Source organism: Rhizobium sp. SRDI943, from assembly GCF_057653695.1.
The window spans coordinates 1,010,256-1,027,841 of record NZ_CM172787.1; the positions used below are offsets into that span (position 1 = coordinate 1,010,256).

At 62.9% G+C, this 17,586-nt stretch carries 17 protein-coding genes and 1 pseudogene; 11 read left to right on the top strand and 7 right to left on the bottom strand.

Going from position 1 to position 17,586, the window contains the following annotated elements:
• Window positions 1-295: 295 nt before the first annotated feature.
• Entirely contained in the window at window positions 296-1,876 is a 1,581-nt protein-coding gene (locus AC245Y_RS05150) for a sensor histidine kinase (RefSeq protein WP_017993415.1), read from the top strand.
• Complete coding sequence (locus tag AC245Y_RS05155; RefSeq protein ID WP_017993416.1) at window positions 1,848-2,795, top strand: peptidoglycan-binding domain-containing protein; 948 nt, start codon at window positions 1,848-1,850, stop codon at window positions 2,793-2,795. Before AC245Y_RS05150 ends, AC245Y_RS05155 begins: the two co-directional genes overlap by 29 nt.
• 103 nt (window positions 2,796-2,898) lie before the next feature.
• On the opposite strand, the gene AC245Y_RS05160 is transcribed toward AC245Y_RS05155, so the two are convergent.
• Window positions 2,899-3,936: an AraC family transcriptional regulator gene (locus AC245Y_RS05160; protein ID WP_017993417.1), complete on the bottom strand. Its 1,038-nt coding sequence runs from the start codon at window positions 3,934-3,936 to the stop codon at window positions 2,899-2,901.
• A gap of 58 nt (window positions 3,937-3,994) precedes the next feature.
• Here AC245Y_RS05160 and AC245Y_RS05165 point away from each other — a divergent pair, with 58 nt between their 5' ends.
• From AC245Y_RS05165 to AC245Y_RS05175, 3 genes are all read left to right on the top strand, one after another.
• The gene (locus AC245Y_RS05165; RefSeq protein WP_017993418.1) at window positions 3,995-4,969 is read left to right on the top strand and encodes an oxidoreductase; all 975 of its coding nucleotides are present in this window, start codon (window positions 3,995-3,997) and stop codon (window positions 4,967-4,969) included.
• A 135-nt stretch (window positions 4,970-5,104) separates the two neighbouring features.
• A complete protein-coding gene (locus AC245Y_RS05170) occupies window positions 5,105-6,556 on the top strand; it encodes a methyl-accepting chemotaxis protein (RefSeq protein ID WP_017993419.1) in 1,452 nt (483 codons plus the stop codon).
• Window positions 6,557-6,720: 164 nt separating this feature from the next.
• Window positions 6,721-7,065 carry a DUF1491 family protein gene (locus tag AC245Y_RS05175; RefSeq protein WP_026157293.1) on the top strand — a complete coding sequence of 115 codons (345 nt, stop codon included), beginning with the start codon at window positions 6,721-6,723 and terminating at the stop codon, window positions 7,063-7,065.
• A 67-nt stretch (window positions 7,066-7,132) separates the two neighbouring features.
• Here the strand turns inward: AC245Y_RS05175 and AC245Y_RS05180 are convergent, their stop codons facing one another.
• Complete coding sequence (locus tag AC245Y_RS05180; RefSeq protein WP_017993421.1) at window positions 7,133-8,182, bottom strand: DUF2336 domain-containing protein; 1,050 nt, start codon at window positions 8,180-8,182, stop codon at window positions 7,133-7,135.
• A 248-nt stretch (window positions 8,183-8,430) separates the two neighbouring features.
• A complete protein-coding gene (locus AC245Y_RS05185; RefSeq protein WP_017963548.1) occupies window positions 8,431-8,637 on the bottom strand; it encodes a hypothetical protein in 207 nt (68 codons plus the stop codon).
• A 541-nt stretch (window positions 8,638-9,178) separates the two neighbouring features.
• Here AC245Y_RS05185 and AC245Y_RS05190 point away from each other — a divergent pair.
• Window positions 9,179-9,346 (top strand): hypothetical protein, encoded by a 168-nt coding sequence (locus AC245Y_RS05190; RefSeq protein ID WP_003546657.1) that lies wholly within the window; start codon window positions 9,179-9,181, stop codon window positions 9,344-9,346.
• A 14-nt stretch (window positions 9,347-9,360) separates the two neighbouring features.
• Here AC245Y_RS05190 and AC245Y_RS05195 read toward each other — a convergent pair whose 3' ends face one another.
• The 3 genes from AC245Y_RS05195 to AC245Y_RS05205 form a co-directional block, all read right to left on the bottom strand.
• Complete coding sequence (locus tag AC245Y_RS05195) at window positions 9,361-9,909, bottom strand: DUF1254 domain-containing protein (RefSeq protein WP_017993422.1); 549 nt, start codon at window positions 9,907-9,909, stop codon at window positions 9,361-9,363.
• On the bottom strand, window positions 9,902-10,489 hold the full coding sequence (locus tag AC245Y_RS05200; RefSeq protein ID WP_012756668.1) for a DUF1214 domain-containing protein: 588 nt from the start codon (window positions 10,487-10,489) through the stop codon (window positions 9,902-9,904). The genes AC245Y_RS05195 and AC245Y_RS05200 overlap by 8 nt, the downstream gene beginning before the upstream one ends.
• Before the next feature lie 336 nt (window positions 10,490-10,825).
• Window positions 10,826-13,036: a transglycosylase domain-containing protein gene (locus AC245Y_RS05205; protein ID WP_017993423.1), complete on the bottom strand. Its 2,211-nt coding sequence runs from the start codon at window positions 13,034-13,036 to the stop codon at window positions 10,826-10,828.
• A 203-nt stretch (window positions 13,037-13,239) separates the two neighbouring features.
• On the opposite strand from AC245Y_RS05205, the gene AC245Y_RS05210 reads away from it, so the two are divergent.
• The 4 genes and pseudogenes from AC245Y_RS05210 (at window position 13,240) to AC245Y_RS05225 (ending at window position 15,926) form a co-directional block, all read left to right on the top strand.
• Window positions 13,240-13,716: a YcgN family cysteine cluster protein gene (locus AC245Y_RS05210; RefSeq protein WP_012756671.1), complete on the top strand. Its 477-nt coding sequence runs from the start codon at window positions 13,240-13,242 to the stop codon at window positions 13,714-13,716.
• Window positions 13,717-13,942: 226 nt separating this feature from the next.
• Window positions 13,943-14,926, top strand: coding sequence for a TerC family protein (locus AC245Y_RS05215; RefSeq protein ID WP_012756672.1), 984 nt, complete (start codon window positions 13,943-13,945; stop codon window positions 14,924-14,926).
• 44 nt (window positions 14,927-14,970) lie between these two features.
• Window positions 14,971-15,273 (top strand): hypothetical protein, encoded by a 303-nt coding sequence (locus AC245Y_RS05220; protein WP_012756673.1) that lies wholly within the window; start codon window positions 14,971-14,973, stop codon window positions 15,271-15,273.
• A 28-nt stretch (window positions 15,274-15,301) separates the two neighbouring features.
• Window positions 15,302-15,926: pseudogene (locus AC245Y_RS05225) on the top strand (exopolysaccharide biosynthesis protein).
• Here AC245Y_RS05225 and AC245Y_RS05230 read toward each other — a convergent pair.
• Window positions 15,923-16,492 carry a TetR/AcrR family transcriptional regulator gene (locus AC245Y_RS05230; RefSeq protein WP_012756675.1) on the bottom strand — a complete coding sequence of 190 codons (570 nt, stop codon included), beginning with the start codon at window positions 16,490-16,492 and terminating at the stop codon, window positions 15,923-15,925. The pseudogene AC245Y_RS05225 and the gene AC245Y_RS05230 sit on opposite strands and share 4 nt — an antisense overlap.
• 170 nt (window positions 16,493-16,662) lie before the next feature.
• Here AC245Y_RS05230 and AC245Y_RS05235 point away from each other — a divergent pair, with 170 nt between their 5' ends.
• The gene (locus tag AC245Y_RS05235) at window positions 16,663-17,577 is read left to right on the top strand and encodes an SDR family oxidoreductase (RefSeq protein ID WP_017993424.1); all 915 of its coding nucleotides are present in this window, start codon (window positions 16,663-16,665) and stop codon (window positions 17,575-17,577) included.
• Window positions 17,578-17,586 lie beyond the last annotated feature (9 nt).

The following is a 17,586-nucleotide window of genomic DNA, read 5'->3' on the forward strand; positions in this document are numbered from 1 at the left end:
TTGCGGCAAATTTAGTTCAAATTTTAGCGAACGGCATTTGAGCCGCATTTTAGTCGAATGCGAGCGATCGCCGTTAAGCATCAGGGCAGCACCTGCTTGCAATTGCAGGACTTTTGCCGGCTCGCCTTGCCACAGGAGTTAACGCAATGCTGAAATATGAGGAAAATCCGTCGCTTACCCCCTATTAACCACAAAAAGCAAAGAGCCTTCCAGATGCTTCAAAACGAGAATTTCAGCCGTTTCAGGCTGTGAACAGCGCTTTTGCCTTATCCTTTCTTTAAGTCGCCAAGGCCTATTGTCCGGATCGATCGACAGCCTTTCGGGCGGGTATTGCGTGCGTGTATTGAGTAACATTGGCGGCTGGATGACGGCCCTCGTAGACCGGGCAGCGACAAGCTGGCTCTCCCGGACGGGCGGCGGTGAAGCCGTGCGCCAACGCGAGCTCGCGATCCTGCGCCGCCTCGTGCTGCTCTCGTCGGCCGCTCTCGTTGCCGCTCCCATCGGCCTTTCGGCAGTCACCAGTCCTGCCGTCGCGCTGCCGGCAGGTGTCGCCATGGTCTGCGCCGCCTTTCTTTTTTCCGCCGTCGGCAGCATCGCGCTCGCCCGTCAGGGCTCGGCAGCCGGTATCGCCACGCAGTCGGCCGAGGATTTCTTCCTTGCCGCCACCCCGGGCCTCGTCTTTTTCCTCGACCCGCACGGCAGTGTGGCGACCATCGGCGGTCGCGACCGGCGCGACTTCCTCGGCTGGATGCGTGATCCCAAGGGCAGGGGCTTCCTCGAGCAGGTGCATGTCTCCGACCGCATCCTTTTCCTGCAGGCGCTCGATGGCCTGCGCCGGGGCGAGGATGCTCAGAGCGTCGATCTGCGCCTCGACCGGCCCTCGGTCTCGCGCGATCAGCGCCAGTTTGCATATCTGAGAATGGACATGACGGCCCGGCGCGATGCCGACGGCGAACTTGCCGCCATCATTGCCCAGCTGCGCGATGTCTCCGTCGAGCAGCAGCTGCGTGACGAAGCCCAGAACCGTGCGGCGGACGCCGAATCCGCAAACGACGCCAAGTCGCGCTTCCTCGCCGCGGTCAGCCATGAGCTGCGCACGCCGCTGAACGCCATTCTCGGTTTTTCCGATATCCTGATCGGCGAATATTTCGGCAAGTTCGAAAACGACCGTCAGCGCGAATATGTCGGCCTGGTCCGCGAATCCGGCGCGCATCTGCTGTCCGTCGTCAACACCATGCTCGACATGAGCAAGATCGAAGCCGGCCGCTACGAGCTGATCCTCGAAGCCTTCGATATATCAAGCTCCGTCAAATCCTGCGAGTCGATGCTGGCATTGCAAGCCAAGACCAAGGGCCTCACGCTGACCAGCCGTATTCAGCGCGGCCTCGGCGAGGTCGTCGCCGATCAGCGCGCCATCCAGCAGATCCTCATCAATCTCGTCGGCAATGCCATAAAGTTCACCGAGGCCGGCGGCGTTGTCTCGGTCGATGCGGCAGCGCGCGACGGCATCCTCAAGCTGACGGTCAGCGACACCGGCATCGGCATCCCGGCCGACAAGCTGGCATTGCTCGGCCAGCCCTTCGTCCAGATCCAGAACGATTACACGCGGCGCTTCGAAGGTTCCGGCCTCGGTCTCTCCCTGGTCAAGGGACTGGTGGCGCTGCATGGCGGGTATTTCGCCATCGCCAGCCAGCCGGGCGAAGGCACGATTATCACCATCGAGATTGCGACGGACGGCTCGGGTGCTCAGCACGCCGAAGACGCCGGTCATGGCGCGACTGTCGAGTTTCCGCCGCGGCTGAAGGGCGCGGTCAATAGTGGTGCAGGATTGGAAGAGGGGCGTTTCGATGGCCGCGCGCAAGCGAAAATCGCCTAGGGGAAAACGGCAGCAGCCGGGCCTTCTGATGTCAGGCGCTGCCGCCCTCGGCGGGCTCGGCCTGCAGGGCGCATCCGTGCTCGGCGGGGTCGGCCTGCAGGGCGCCTCGGTGCTCGGCGGCGTCATCGGCCGCAATCCGTCGGTCGCCGGCGGCGCGATCACCTTCGCCGTCATCTTCTCCTTCGTCGCCGCCAATGCGCTCTGGTATCAGCCGGGCCTGCATCCGCATCCGATCTTCCGCACCCGCGATCCGCAGTCTCCGACCGTGATCGGCGCCCGCCGCCCGGCCGAGGAGCAACAGGGTGACGTCACCACCTTCCGGATCGAACGACCGCAGGATACCGCCACCACCAACGCGACACCGGCGCCTGCCCCACCCGGCCAGCAGCCGAGCCAGCTCGTCATGGACATCCAGCAGCAGCTGGTGCGTCGCGGCCTCTATAACGGCATACCCGACGGCATTATCGGCCCCCGCACCAGTGCGGCCATTCTGTTCTTCGAGGAAACCGTCGGCATGACCCAGACCGGCGATCCGACACCGGAGGTGCTAGTGGCGCTGAAGACCGATGCTGCCGGCCCCTCGACCGTACCCGCCGAAAGGCCGCACGAGGATGTGAGCTCGAAGGCGGCGGCGGAAGACCCGGTGGCCGCGGCGATCCGCAGCGCCGAGAAGACCGTCAAAACGGTTCCGTCGGCGGCAAAGCAGGTTCCATCAAGCCAAATCACCAATGTCGACCTGGTGTTGAAGATCCAGAAGGGTCTTTCCAACATGGCCTATGCCAATGTCGGCGTCGACGGCGTCGCCGGCGAGCAGACCCGCGCGGCCATCCGCCATTTTCAGAAGCACTACAACCTGCCCGAAGACGGCGAGCCGAACCAGGCGGTGCTGAAGAAACTCAAGGAAATCGGCGCGATATAGAGCAATTCCAGCAAAAGTGCGCAGCGGTTTTGCGTCCGGAATTGCGCAACCAAAATGTTAGAGCATTTTCGCGACTTGGAGCAAAACGGAAATGCTCTAACCACTAGGATGCCGCCTTCAACAGCCGGTAATGTGTCGTCATCGCCTGGCCCTCGACATCCACCACCTCTTCGATCGGCCCGGCCTCGCGGGCCATCGCCACGCGATAGCGCCTGGGCGCCATACCCGTCATCCGCTTGAAAGCGTTGCTGAAGGCGCTTTCGGATGTGTAGCCGAGCGAAAGCGCCAGCGCCGAAACCGGCATGCTGCCCTCCCGCAGCTCGCGTTCGGCAAGGCGCATGCGCCAGCCGGTGAGATAGGTGAGCGGCGCCACCCCCGCCACGGTCTTGAACCGCAGGGCAAAGCTCGTGCGCGACATGCCGGCCGCCTTTGCCAGTTCGCTAAGCTGCCAGGACCGGCCGGGGTCGCCATGCATCAGCCGCAGCGCCGGCGCAATGCGATCGTCGCCGAAGGCGCGGAGCCAACCGACCGTCATTGGCGCCGAGCTCATGATGTGCGCCCTCAGCACCTGCACGAACATCAACTGCGCAAGCTGGGTCGAGGCGAGCAGGGCGCCTGGCCGCTTTGCCGCCATCTCCCGCACCAGCTGGTCGAGCAGCCAGCGCAGCACGCCGGCTTCGGCAAGGGCGGCGCGCACCTGAATGATCGGCGGCAACACGTCGGACAGCAGCTCCATGCCCTGCGGCCCGAGCGCGATGTGGCCGCCGAGATAATGGAAATCCTCGCCAACGCCATGGCGCGCCATGCCGTCGACCTTCTCCTTGAAGGCGCCGACCGCATCGGCGGGCGCAACGGCAAGGTCGCTCGCCAGGATGAAGGAATGCCGGCCGTTCAGAAGCGCAACGTCGCCCGCCTCGAGCAGAATGGGTTCGCTGCCATTGTCGAGGCAAAGCCAGCAGCGCCCTTTGGCGACCGCGCTGATCTTGATCCGGTTCGGCCGGGGGAAGCGCAGCCCCCAGGCGCCGCCGGCGATCAGCCCGCCCGACACAAGGCAGCGCGCATCGAGCAGATTGAGCATTTCGGAGAGCGGGTCACTGATCATTTTTGAACGATGAAGCAGGAAATCGGGATTTGCAAGCATTCAGAATCCCGTTTCCCGAGCGTACATAAGGCCATCTTGCAACAACGGAGGGCATGCCATGTCCACCCCACAAGCTCCCATCGGTTCCGCCTTCGGTGCGGCATCAACCGCCGCCGACGTCATTGCCGGGCACGATCTTTCAGGCAAGGTCGCGATCGTCACCGGCGGTTATTCCGGTCTTGGCCTCGAGACGGCTCGTGTGCTCGCCGGCGCCGGCGCCAGGGTTGTCGTTCCCGCCCGCAATCTCGAAAAAGCCAAGGCGGCCGTGGAAAGCATTCCCGGCCTTACGGTGGAAAAGCTCGACCTGATGGACCCCGGCTCGATCGACGACTTCGCCGACCGCTTCCTCGGCAGCGGCGAGCCCCTGCATCTGCTCATCAACAATGCTGCCGTCATGGCGAACCCGCTGACGCGTGACGCCCGCGGTTACGAATCGCAGTTCTCCACCAATCATCTCGGCCATTTCCAGCTCACTGCCCGCCTCTGGCCGGCGCTGGTGAAGGCCGAGGGGGCGCGCGTCGTCGCCGTCTCCTCGCGCGGTCACGTCTTCGCCGGCGTCGATTTCGACGATCCGAATTTCGAGAACCGCGAATACGCGCCCTATCTCGCCTACGGCCAGTCGAAGACGGCAAATGCTCTCTTTGCGATCTCATTGGACGCTTTGGGTGCGAAGCACGGTGTCAGGGCCTTCTCGCTGCATCCCGGCGGTATCGTCACCACCAATCTGGTCCGCCATCAGTCGAGCGACTTCCTCAAGGCGAGCGGTTATGTCGACGAGCATGGCAAGCCGGTCATCGATCCGGAAAACAACAAGAAGACGATTGAGCAGGGGGCGTCGACCATCGTCTGGTGCGCCGTCAGCGAGAAGCTTGAGGGTCTCGGCGGCGTCTACTGCGAGAACTGCGATATCGCCGCCGCTGTCCCCGGCGATTCGACCGAGATGCTCGGTGTCCGTCCTTGGGCAACCGATCCGGAATTTGCCGAACGCCTCTGGCAGCTGAGCGAGCGGCTGACGGGCTTCATCGCCAGCTGATCGGGCGCCACACGGCCGGCCCACAGTCACGGAGTCCGATTTCCCTACAACCTAAGTCTAAGGTGCAGCGGCTGTTTGCAACTTGTTAACCATGTTGCCTGAAGCTTTTCTGATTGGGGCGGGGGAGCGTCGGTCATGCATGCGCTGAAGGCGATAGACGATCTGGCCGGAGAACCGGCGGTCGAAGTGGGGGCGGCCCCAGACCCCGAGGCGCTGCACCACATTTTGCTGCGCCTTGCCGAAGAAGCCTCCACCCTTGGCATTGATCTCGTCGATATCGCCGGCGCCATCCAGGACATGGCGGGAATGTCGGCCCGGCATGCCTCCGCCTTCGATCATGTCACCCGCACCGCGCTGTCGATTGCCGAGACCAACCGCTCGGTCGCCATGTCGCTGCGCGAGACCGACCGCACGGCGGCCGAGGCCCGCCACATGTTGAAGGAATCGGCCGATCGCCTGACCGGCTCCGTCGCCGAGATCGGCCACATGGTCCAGTCCTCCAACGAGATCGGCACTGAGATCGCCGGCTTCTCCAAGTCGCTTGCCGATGTCGACAATATCGCCGAGGAGATCAGCACCATCGCCCGCCAGACCAACCTGCTGGCGCTGAATGCCGCGATCGAAGCGGCGCGCGCCGGCGATGCGGGCAAGGGTTTTGCGGTCGTCGCCGCCGAGGTCCGCGCGCTTTCGCTGCAGACCTCGAAGGCGACCGGCTCCATCCAGCAGACGCTGGACGAACTGCGTGTGAAGATCGACCGGCTGTCGGCCGTCGGCAGCGATGCGCGCGACAGTGCGGCCGGCGTGCGTGACAAGTCGGAGGCGATGCGCGGCGCCTTCGAAAGCATGGAACATGTGATCACCCGCATCCTCGACAGTTCGACTGTCATGGCCAACACCACCGAGGCGGTCGACCAGCAATGCGCCGGCTTCGTCGAGAAACTCGGCGAGATGTCGGCCGAGGTCGTCGGCTCGAATGTCAGGCTGCAGCAGGCGGCAAAACGCGTCGACAGCGTCGTCGGCCTCTCGGAAACCCTGATCCAGCTGACGGCGAGCGCCGGCGTCAAGACCGCCGACAGTCGTTGGATCGAGGAAGCGCAATCGGTGGCAAGACAGATTTCCGGCGCCTTCGAACGCGCCGTCGCTGAGGGCCAGATCGGGCTCGATGCTCTCTTCGACCGACGCTGTCGGCCGATAGCAGGCTCCGATCCGGCACAGGTGATGGCAGCCTTCACCGAGCTCACCGACCGCCTGCTGCCACCGATCCAGGAACCCGTCACCGCCCTGGACGAGCGCATCGCCTTCTGCGCGGCGATCGACGAGAATGGCTATCTGCCGACCCACAACCGAAAATTCTCGCAAGCCCAGCGGCCTGGCGACACCGTGTGGAACACTGCCAATTGCCGCAATCGTCGCATCTTTGCCGATCGCGTCGGTCTTGCCGCCGGCCGCAGCACCGCGCCTTTCCTCGTCCAGACTTACAGGCGCGACATGGGCGGTGGCAATTTCGTGATGATGAAGGATATCTCCGCTCCGATCACGGTGCGCGGACGGCATTGGGGCGGATTGCGGCTGGCAATCAAGGTCTGACTCCGGGGTCAAAATCTGACCCCGCATTGCCGCCGCCCACAGGCCGGGGCTAGCGCATCGCAATCCTTCAGATTCGCTCCTCGCCCTCTAAGTCTTTATTTTTCAGCATGCCGTTATCGCAAAACCGCTACACACTTTTGCGCGACATGCTTTATACCGCACCAATGAGATTACGCGCCGACATCTTCGTTTCAGCCCTCCTGCGCCGCGTCTTTGCCAGCGGCGATTTCGCCGCCGTCGAGAAGAAGGGTGCGGAGGAAGCGGGTGCGATCTTCATCCGCCAGCATTTCCGCAGCGGCCTGGAAACGCTCTATGCGCCGGCGCCGCAGACCGCCTTCGACGAGGGTCAGGCCGGTGACCGCCTGTTCGAGATCCGCCTGTCGCGCAGCGAACCGGAAGCGGTGCGTGCGATGCTGGAGCGCGAACGCAAATTCGACCCCGATCTCTGGATCGTCGAGCTGGAGGCGGAGGAACTGGGGGACATGATCCCGCTTGCCAAGGGCGGCTGACGGCCAGGCGCGTCAGCTCCTCGCCATTTCGAACAGCTCACCAGGCGGTGAGGTTAGTCATTCCAGCTCAGCGAGACCGCCGCCCCATGACGCGCATGTCGCGCTGCGGCGGCGCCTGGCGGATGAAGCGATAGTCGGGCGTTGCCGCCGGCGCAGGCGTATCGGCCGCTTCCGGCTTATAGGTGTAGCGATCCGCACGCCGCCAGGCTTCGACGCGTTCGTGGCATTCTTCCGGGTCGAGCGCATCGAGCACCATCCAGCCGCGCGTGACGTTGTGCTGCTGTTCGGCAAGGTGCGGATAGAGCTTTTCGAGCACGAAGACGGCGTCGAGAAAGCCCATGCCGAGGCTGGTCAGCGTCGTGGCGAGCTGCTGGCCGGAAAGATCGAGCATGATGCGCTCGGCAAGCCAGCGGCTGGCGGAAAGCGCATCGGCAAGCGCGGTTGCGAAATGCGTCGCCTCGCGAGAGCGGGCGAAGCGCACCAGCAGCGCCTCCTGAATGTCTGTGAGCGTGCGCAGACCGAGCCGGTCCTCGTCGGCCCGGCCGAGATGACCGGCAAGCCCGAGGATGCGCTCGCGCAATGCCTCTTCATTGGCAACCCGCTGTTCCTCCAGCGCATCTGCCTCGTTGGTTTCGGCAGGCGCTGGTGAAAGCGGGACCGCCGGCGATTCCATGATCGGTGCCGACGCGCCCGCGGAGCGCGGCTGGCTCTGGCGCAGCGCCACCAGCGCATCAATGACCTTCGGCGAGAGTGAATCGCGGCTGACGATCGCCTTGACATGCGCTGCACCCTGCATGCGCGCGATGGTGATCAGCGTATCGTCGGCGACTGCCTTTGAGGCGGCAAGAAAAGGGGCCGCGATCTCGATCGGCTGGTTGCCGATAAACAGCGCCACGGCCGCCGGCATGTTTTCGCATTGGGACAGTGCCGCGACCGCCTGGCGCTTGGCCTCGTCGGAGGAGGCCTGGAACAGCGGCATGAAAAGTTCGGCAAATTGGCGCAGTTCGGACCGTGTCGGATGAGACAGGTTCTCGAAACTGCTGACAGTCGCCATTAACACCACGTCCTTTTTCCTGACGGCCAAGGGGCCTTCTAGGTCTCGAAACCGGTCACGCACAAAAACACCCCGAAAACGCAAAATAAGGGGACCAAGAGCCGATATGCGCTGGCGGAACGCATGTCAGGCCATACGGTTATGAACAAATCCTACACCGGTACGGTTAATGCATGCTGAAGATTTTATTAAAAAGCAACAGAAATATACACGCGTAGCGTGTGACGACATGGTTAGCCGGCAATATAAAAATGCGTGATTTGAAGGGGCGCTGTGACGGTTGCTCGTCGCCGCTGAGATGGTGAAAAAGTTCAGGCGATCCGATGATCGCGCAGCGCGTGCAGCAGCTTTTCGCGGCTGTCGTAACCGGCCTGATAAAGGTCGAGGGCTGCAGATGCCGCGAACTGCGCCTCGACGCTTTTGATGTCGATGCGCCGTTCCGAGCACCAGGCATCGAGCGCACTGCGCAGCACGTCGAGATCGTCAGGCGAGAAGGATGAATTCACCAGCAAAGACACCGCTTACCCTCCGCATTCCGGCAAGAGCGTGGAAAATCCCCGATCGATCGGTGCCCGGAAACGTCTGATCGATATGGGCGAACATACGCGCATCTGAGCGCCTCGCAATTAAATATTTTCATGACGCATTTTTGCAACACCGCCCCTTTCCCGCCAGGGAAATTGCCGCGCCAATGTCAACTATATGAATTGTTTCTAATTTTATGCGCCGATGCCAGGCCGGGCCATTGCGCGGGCGCGGTGAAACCAAATCAACTCTTCGAGCGTTAAAGGAGAAGTCAAGTGAACTGTGTTTGGCATCCGCCGAACATTAGTAAACTGTTAACTGTCATGTGGCTCAATTCGGATAGGAACGACGCGATTTGAGTAGTTGGATCGTTGAAACTCCGCGTCACGGTATTTCAATCAAGTGCCGTGGGAAAGGCGCGAATGCCCTCGGTCCGGTCATTCCGGCACTGCAGGACGCGCCGGCCCGCACATTGGCGGGCAGGGTGAAATCCATCGCAAGTTCATCCGTCTCGGGCAGTGCATGGAGACGAGAATGGCAATAGTAGTTGCATTGGCGGATCGGCGGCCGCGGGCGCCGCGTCGCCCGGACAAAGAGCCCCGCGAAGCCAAGATCCTCTGGTTCACCGGCGTCCGCTACGAGCGGTTGGCCGAGAGCCCGAAACATCGTCCGGCGCCCGCGCCGCGCGTCAATAAGAAGTAACCGCTTGTTCAACCTCAGCGAGCGGCGAATTGCTCGCAGCCGGCTTCCGTCAGGAAGTTGCGCGCGGCCTCATCGAAGCTCGCCTGCGGCGCCAGCGTCCGCAGCACGGCATAACCATCCAGCCGTGCCATTTCCACCAGGATCGCCTGCTGCAGCTCCTGCGGCAGGTTTTTGCGCAGGTCGGTCAGCTGGATCGGACTGCCGGCCAGCACATCGAGCGCACCGCCGACCGACGTCCTGTCGTTCATGCTGAAGACCTCGTTGGAGGCGCTGTCGTAGATCGCGATCGACCAGAAGGGCACATTGCCCTTGGCAGTGAAATGCACCGGCGCATCCTCGACGTCGAAGGAGCAGACGGCGGTGCGCAGGAAGGGGTCGCCATTGGCAAGGCCGGCTTCGTCATACTGGTCGCCGAGCAGGTAGAAATTGTTGAGGTCGCCCTCTGCCTCCACGCGGGTCGCCGCATCCCTGCCGGTGAAATGCGGCAGCGACAGGATGATCACGAGATGCAGCAGGGCTGCGCCGAAAAGACCGGTCAGGACCGCGAAGAATATCCTAAGCATTGCCGCATCCGGTCTTGGTGAGCTTCGGCATGGCGAGGTCGATCACGCCGGAACTGCCGGCGGTCGGGGTGTCGAACAGCGTCAGCACCAGCCGGAAGGTGCCGGCCTGTGGCAAGGCCAGCCAGTTGCCCGGCTGTGCGACGGCTGAGATCTCGATCGAGAAGCCGCTATCTTGCTGGCGCAGCACCGTCCAGGAATTCAGCGCTGAGGGATGCCCGGTCGTCACCGCCGCCGGATTGCCGCCATTGTCGGCGGTAAAGAGGGTCCAGAGCCGGGCAGGCGGCGTCTGCCCGCTGATGCGGTAGCGGCAGCCGGCATTCAGCCGCGCGCCCTCGTCGTCGACGCTCGCCGTAAACGTCAGGCCCTCGGCGCTGCCATAGAGCAGCTTGCCGGCGCGTGCCCGGTGCGACTTGGCATAAGGATCGGCCTCGACCGTCTGCAGCGCTGGAAAGGCCTCCCAGGCGCCGAGCTTGATCGCCCCGAAACCCTGTGTCGCGTCCAGCGCATAAAGCGAAATCATGATCCCGCCGCCAAAGGCGACGATCAGCGTGATCGCGATAAAGAGGGGGAATCGAAACACGTCAAGACCTTGGAAACCATATCGGATGAAAGGGTTACCACTGATTCTGGCAGGGTGGAATGCCGGGCAGTGACATGAGCGCTGATTGATCCACGTTATGCAAAGTGCGGCAACAGGGCTGTCCGGTTTGCGCGAATGGCTGCCCCTCACCCTAACCCTCTCCCCGTAAACGGGGCGAGGGGACGTGCCCTACGAGAGGTGTGCGGGGAACGGAGAGGTGGCAACATGGTCCCTTCGCCCCGTTTACGGGGGTCCGAAGGACGGGTCGAGACCTGTGGCTCGACCCCGGCTGGTGGCGGCAGCCGGATGAGGGGCAGTCCGGCAATCCCCTGGGCGCTACTCCGCGCTCGCCACCTTCGCCGGCGCGAGCGGGGCGGCATCCTTCAGCTTCTCGCCGAGCTTCTTGAGGATGTCAGTCGATTGAACCGAGAGCATGCGCGGCCGGATAAGCTGCGGCAATCCGTCCTGCGGCTTGGCGGCGGCGGTCTTGGCGAGATCCTTTTCCGAGGGCAGGGGGTTTTCGATGCCGGGGATGGCCCGCAGCGTGACACCTTGATGGGCGTAGTCCATGGCGCGCTTGAAGGTCATCGCCGGCAGCGAGCCGCCGGTCATCTCGTTGGTCGAGGTATAGTCGTCATTGCCGAACCAGACGGCGCAGGTGTAATTGCCGGTGAAGCCGACGAACCAGGCGTCGCGATAGGCCTGGGTCGTACCGGTCTTGCCGGCTGTCACGATGCCGTTGTCGAGGGCTGCCTTGCGCGCCGTGCCCACATAGGGAACGCGCGATAACATCTGGTTCATATAGGCATCGGCCTTTTCGGAGAGCACGCGTTTCGGCGCCGGCTCGTCGCGGTCGAAATCGTAGAGCACGTCACCATCGTAATCGAGGATCTGGGTGATGCCGTGGCGACGCGACTGGTAGCCGCCGGCCGGGAAGGTGGCGTAGGCCGTCGCCTGGTCGAGCACCGTCACCTCGGAGGTGCCGATCGGGATGGTGACGTCGTCGCGGATCGGCGTTTCGACGCCGAGGTTCTTCGCCATTGCCCGGATCGGCTGAATGCCGAGCTTTTCCTTGGCGAGCCGCACCGGCACGGTGTTGATCGACTGGGCGATCGCGGTCTCGAGCGTGATGCGGCCGGCATAGCGGTTCGCATAATTATGCGGGCTCCAATTGCCCCAGGAGATCGGCGCGTCGACGATCGTCGTCTGCGGCGTCATCCCGCTCTCCATCGCCACCGAATAAGTGTAGACCTTGAAGGAGGAGCCCGGCTGGCGTAGCGCCCTGGTGGCGCGGTTGAACTGGCTCTCGCCATAATCCCGGCCGCCGACCATGGCGCGCACGGCGCCACCGTTTTCGATCATCACCATCGCGCCCTGCTTGGCGTGATAGGCCTCGCCATATTCGCGCAGCGACGTCTCGACCGAATCCTCCGCCGCCTGCTGGATGCCCATGTCGATGGTCGTGCGCACGATCAGCGAATGCTGGTGGAAGCGCGACGAAAGCCGCTGGACCTCGTCGAAAGCCCAATCGAGGAAGAAATCGGGCGATTCCACCTCGTTGCGGTCGACGACGGTGGCCGGATTGCGCCTGGCGGCGATCACCTGGCCCTCGGTCATCAACCCGCTTTGGACCAGATTGGTCAGCACTTCGTTGGCGCGGGCACGCGCCGCCGGCAGGTTGACATGCGGCGCGTATTTCGCCGGCGCCTTGAACAGGCCGGCAAGCATGGCGGATTCGGCAAGGTTCACATCGGTGATGTTCTTGCCGAAATAGAACTGCGCCGCCGCCGCCGCGCCAAAAGTACCGCCGCCCATATAGGCGCGGTCGAGATAGGTGGAGAGGATTTCCTTCTTGGAAAGGTTCGCCTCGAGCCACAGTGCCAGGAACGCCTCGGTGACCTTGCGGTCGATCGAGCGTTCGTTCGACAGGAACAGGTTCTTGGCGAGCTGCTGCGTCAGTGTCGAGCCGCCTTGGACGACTTCGCCGGCGCGTGCATTCTCGCTCATGGCGCGGAAGAGGCCGATGAAGTCGATGCCGAAATGGTCGAAGAAGCGCCGGTCCTCGGTGGCGATCACCGATTTGATCAGCGAATCCGGCAGCTCGTCGATCGGTACGGAATTCTGGTGGATGACGCCGCGATGGCCGATGACGTTGCCGTAGCGGTCAGTGAAGGTGACGGCGAAATCGCCGCGGTTGCGCCAGTCTTCCTTGGTTGCCTCGAAGGCGGGCTGGGCAAGCAGCAGCATCAGCACCGAGCCGGCCGCCCCGAGCGTCAGCCCTTCGCCGGCAAGTTCGAAGACCATGCGCTTCCAGCCGCGTACGCGGAAGCGGCGGAAGAAAATGGTAATGTCTTCCCAGATCTCGGCAGCGCGGAAGCCGGCGTTCCAGACGGTCGAATCGATCCAGGAGTCGATGCGCAGTAGAATGTGACGGCTCTTCGCCGGCCGCTTTTCCGCTGCCTCGCTCGCCGCTTTTCCGGGCCTTTTTTCTGGCCCGTTTTCTGGCCCATTTCCTGGCCCATTTCCTGGGTTGTCCGGATCCTGCACGTCCTGTATTCCCGCCTGATCTCGCTTCGGTCATATCCGACAAAAGCGCGAGGCCCGCATATGGCCGCAAATCTCTCCGATACCAGGAGAGAATTCTCCGAGTACCAGGAGTATACTGAAGGATTGATTGATTTTGCGGCCGATAACAAGAGAGATGCATAAGGGTCACGCGAATTTGCGGGTCGCTGTTGCATGAAACGACGATGAACGATCTGCCCTTCTGGAAGAGCAAGACGCTTGCCGAAATGACCGTCGCCGAGTGGGAAAGCCTCTGCGACGGCTGCGGCCTCTGTTGCCTCAACAAGATCGAGGAATGGGATAGCGGCGATATCTATTTCACCTCGGTCAGCTGCAAGCTGTTAGACGGCGAAAGCTGTCGCTGCTCCAGCTATGAGAACCGCTGGGATTTCGTGCCGGACTGCGTGCAGCTGACCAAGGAGAACGTGCCCGATATCGCCTGGCTGCCGCCCACCTGCGGCTACCGGCTGGTCAATGAAGGCCGCGACCTCTACTGGTGGCACCCGCTCGTCTCCGGCGATCCGGAGACCGTCCATGCCGCCGGCATTTCCGCGCGAGGCCGCGCGATCAACGAAAATGAGATCGATCTCGACGATCTCGAGGACTACGTCGTCGACTGGCCGCTGACCGTGGGCGAGGAGAAGGACGACGAGGACGCCTGAGACGGCTGGCGAAGGCTTTTCTTGCGGGGCGAATGACGCATTCGCACAGCGCACGCCTTACCTCCGGCGCGATGCGTAAAATTGGCACTGGCCGCTGCTTGATTATTGAAAAGTGAGACCCTACTTGCGGTGCAACCCGCTGGTCCGGGCCCCTCTGGCGAGAGCTTCGGCACTCTTGCGATGTCGGACCTCTTCTCCGACAACCAGTGCCGACAGGGGACTATCCTTGAATCTCTCATTTTTGTTCGTCGAGTGGCTGGGAACACCGCTCTGGATGTGGTCGAGCTTTTTCGCCCTCGTCATCGCCATTCTGTCGTTCGACCTCGGTATTCTTCATAAGCAGAACAAGGAGATCGGCGTCGGCGAAAGCGTCAGGCTTTCCGCTCTCTATATCGCGCTCGGCCTTACCTTCGGTGGTTTTGTATGGTGGTACCTCGGCTCCGAGGCCGGTCTTGCCTATATGACGGGCTTCGTCGTCGAAAAGACGCTGGCCCTCGACAACGTCTTCGTCATCGCCCTGATCTTCTCGTTCTTTGCCGTGCCGCGCATCTACCAGCACCGGGTGCTCTTCTGGGGCATTCTCGGCGTCATCGTGCTGCGCGCCATCATGATCGGCGTCGGCGCGACGCTGGTCGCCGAATTCGCCTGGCTTCTCTATATCTTCGCCGCGTTCCTGATCGTCACCGGCATCAAGATGCTGGTCATCAAGGAGGCAGAGCCTGATGTCTCGAAGAACATCCTCGTGCGCTTCATGCGCAGCCGCTTCAACGTCACCGAGGAACATCACGGCGAACGGTTCTTCGTCAGAAAGGCAAATCCCAGGACGGGGAGGATGACTTGGTTCATCACGCCGCTCTTCATGGCGCTGGTGATGGTCGAGGTGGCCGACGTTATCTTCGCCGTGGATTCGGTCCCCGCGATCTTCGCAATCACCACCGATCCGTTCATCGTCTACACCTCGAACATCTTCGCGATCCTCGGCCTTCGCGCCCTTTACTTCGCGCTTGCTGCGATGATTCATCGCTTCCGTTACCTCAAGCCGGCGCTTGCCATCGTGCTGATCTTCATCGGCTCGAAGATCTTCCTCGCCGACCTGCTGGGCCTTGAAAAATTCCCGGCCGCGCTCTCGCTCAGCATCACCTTCGCGATCATCGCAGCCGGCGTGGTCTGGAGCCTCCTCAAGACGCGGGATCCGCAGCAGCCCGCCTGAGCGGGCTCTGCACAGGGAATACGTCAACAAAGAAGGAAACAGATATGATTTCGAATTTCATCGGTTGGATTTTTGCCCTGCTCGTCGTCGATCCGTTGCAGGCTGAGATCCAGCAACAGGCTGAGCGCGCCCGGCTTCCCGTGGAGATCGTCCGCCAGTCCCAGGCCTGCCTGACATCCCAGGGGCCGAAGCTCATAGAGCGCGCCGCCGGCGACTACGGCTGGGCGGCGGCCACAGTCGTCAGCATAGCGATCGGTCATACCGCGCCGGCCGAACTTCTCGACGGCAGCGACCCGCAATGCGCAGCCCTGGTCGGCGCCCTGAAGGGAGCCGGCGCGGGTGCGTGACGGCGACCAGCTGAAAATGGACTGCGTAATGTCTGATCAAGCCGGAAATAGACGGCCGCCGCGCGGTGTGGCCCGCGCGGCTCCGGGAGATGCTGGAACTCGCCCGGGCGAAGGGCGGCCTCTCCATCGGTGAGGCTCTGGAGGCGATGGGCTCGACCAGCATCGCCTTCACCATCCTGTTCCTGGCAATCCCGGCACTGACCCCGATTCCCGGGCCATTCGGAATGGTTTTCGGTACCGCGCTGGCGCTGGTCTCCCTCCAGATCGTTGCGGGCGGCCGGAAGGTCTGGCTGCCCGCCATCGTCAGGGATCGCCGGGTTTCATCGGCGGCGCTCGATCTCGTCGTGGGTCACGCGGTCCCGGTGATCGCCCGGGTGGAGAAGGTCGTGCGCGCCGGCCGGCTGCAGGCCCTCACCGGCCCGACGGTGCAGGCGCTGCTCGGCATTCCTGTCTTCCTGCTCGCCGTGGTGATCGCGCTGCCGATCCCCTTCGGCAATATTCTGCCGGTGTTCTCGCTGGTGGTGCTCGCCGTCGCCCTGATGGAGCGGGATGGTCTCGTCACCCTGATCGGACTGCTGCTCACATTGGCGACCATCGTCGCGACTGCCGCCTTGCTTTATTTTATCAAGGCGATGATCTTCACGGCCTCTTAACCTGAATGGACAGGTACCGCGGCGAGGAAATGCCGCAACTCCGTCTGGACATAGGCAGCCACCGGCCCTTCGGCGCCAAAACCCCACCAGATGAGCGAACCCTGCCATTGCGACAGCATCAGCCGGGCGATCGTCTCCGGCGCCTTCGCCGAGCCGAAACATCGCGCGATTGCCGCCGTCAGTGCCGCTCCCCAGGCCGCACCCCGGGCACGCAGCACCGGATCGCGAAAATCCTCGCGAAGCACCAGCAGTCCCTCGCCATAGGCGGCGGCATTATCGCCGTAATCCTGCGACAGGCCGACGAGCAGCGCGACGGCGCCTTCTTGCGTTTTCGGCACGACCTCGGCAAGCCGCGCCGTTTCCGCATCAAGCCTGTCCCAGGCATAAAGCAGCGCGGCGCGCAGCATCGCCGCTTTCGTGGCGAAGCGCTGTACCAGCGTCGAGCCGGAAAGACCGCTCGTTTTCGCCACCGCCGCAAAGGTCGCCGCCTCCGGCCCCTCGGCATGGATCAGCGCCAGCACCATGGCGAGAAGCTGTTCGTCGGACAGTGTGCGGCGACGCGGCATGAAATTCCTCTTGCATTCACATTATATATAAACGATCATTCGTTTATAAACAAGGAGCGCCGGCCAATTCCTGGCGCTTCCATTACGGCATAAGGCGTTCTACAGCGCCGCGCCTCTTTAGAGGCGCAAAGGACGCTGTAACACTTTGCATTGGCGTGGAGGATGGAGAAGTGACAGCAAACTTGCGGGAGAAAGTTGCCTTGGTGGCGGGTGCCACGCGCGGCGCCGGCCGCGGCATCGCGGTGGAGCTCGGCGCCGCCGGCGCCACCGTCTACGTGACTGGGCGCACGACGCGCGCCAAGCAATCCGAATATGCCAGGCCGGAGACGATCGAAGAGACGGCCGAACTGGTAACCGCCGCAGGCGGTAAGGGTATCGCCGTGCAGGTGGACCATCTCATCAAACAACAGGTCGAGGCGCTGGTCGCCCGCATCCGCAGCGAAGCCGGTCGGCTGGATATTCTCGTCAACGACATCTGGGGCTGCGAGAAGCTATTCGAATGGGACAAGGCCGTCTGGGAGCATTCGCTGGACAAGGGCCTGCGCATGCTGCAGCTCGGCATCGAGACGCATCTGATTACCGCCCACTACGCCTTGCCGCTGATGATCGAGCGGCCCGGCGGGCTGCTGGTGGAGATGACCGACGGCACAGCCGAATACAATGCCACCCATTACCGGCTGTCGCCCTTTTACGACCTCGTCAAAACGGGCGTCACCCGCATGGCCTGGGCGCATGCGCAAGATTTGGCGAAACACGGCGCCACCGCCGTTTCGATCACGCCCGGCTGGCTGCGCTCCGAAATGATGCTGGATGCTTATGGTGTTCGCGAGGAGAACTGGCGCGAGGCGACGAAAGTGCAGCCGCATTTCGCCATTTCCGAAACGCCGCATTTCGTCGGCCGCGCCGTTGCGGCCATCGCCGCCGATCCCGACCGCGCCCGCTGGAACGGCCAGTCGCTGTCGAGCGGCGGAGTGGCCAAGACCTACGGCTTCGACGATATCGACGGTTCGCGGCCGGATTGCTGGCGCTACATGGTGGAAGTGCAGGAGCCGGGCAGACCGGCTGACGTGACGGGTTATCGCTAAACAATTCCA